This window comes from Companilactobacillus crustorum JCM 15951, assembly GCF_001434585.1.
GTDB lineage: Bacteria > Bacillota > Bacilli > Lactobacillales > Lactobacillaceae > Companilactobacillus > Companilactobacillus crustorum.
In genome coordinates this window covers 1-664 of the sequence record NZ_AZDB01000086.1, presented here as the reverse complement: position 1 = coordinate 664, position 664 = coordinate 1, and the positions used below count along the sequence as shown (strand labels likewise).

Below are 664 nucleotides of genomic sequence, written 5' to 3'. Positions count from 1 at the left end.
CCTTTACAATAATAATTAGTTATATTTTTCTAAATTTTAAAAAATCATGGATTGTTCCTCGTATTCTACGGGAGACAATCCATTTTTCTTTAAAGAAATCTGTTTATTGTGCTGTGCCTAGCAATTAGGCTATTTCAAATAGTTTGTTCAAGGCACTGTAATTATCTAGGAAAATTATTATACTTATCAATAGATAATCAAATTTATTATATAAAGGGGGATATAATGAAATTTAAAATATCTTTATTCAGTGCCATTGCTTTGATAGTGTTAACAATTGGCACAAATCAAATAATAAAAGCAGATGCAATAAATTCTTCAGATGATACGACACAAACAACTCCTATCAAAGGAGTCATAGGTTCTAAAGGATTAGGGGAAGATGGGAAAATTATGGCCGAGATATTAAAAAAATTAATATCACGGGACCATTAACATTTCCAGAGAACTCCTCATCTATGTTCCAAGATCTTTATTATTTAACTGAAATCGATGGCTTAAAAAATATTAATACTAGCAAAGTTACCAACATGTCATCTATGTTTTTCAGAGCAAAGTCGCTAACAAATTTAGATTTATCTAGTTTTGATACCAGAAAAGTTACTGATATGTCAGGTATGTTTTGCGAGACAAGCAAACTAACAAATTTAAACTTGTCCAGTTT

Annotated in this window: 2 protein-coding genes; both read left to right on the top strand. The window is 29.5% G+C overall.

What is annotated here, in order from left to right; translation table 11 throughout:
* The first annotated feature begins 225 nt into the window (after positions 1-225).
* Complete coding sequence (locus tag FD26_RS10760) at positions 226-435, top strand: hypothetical protein (RefSeq protein ID WP_057868412.1); 210 nt, start codon at positions 226-228, stop codon at positions 433-435.
* A gap of 23 nt (positions 436-458) precedes the next feature.
* On the top strand, positions 459-664 hold a 206-nt coding region (locus FD26_RS10985; RefSeq protein ID WP_162254853.1), incomplete at its 3' end, for a BspA family leucine-rich repeat surface protein.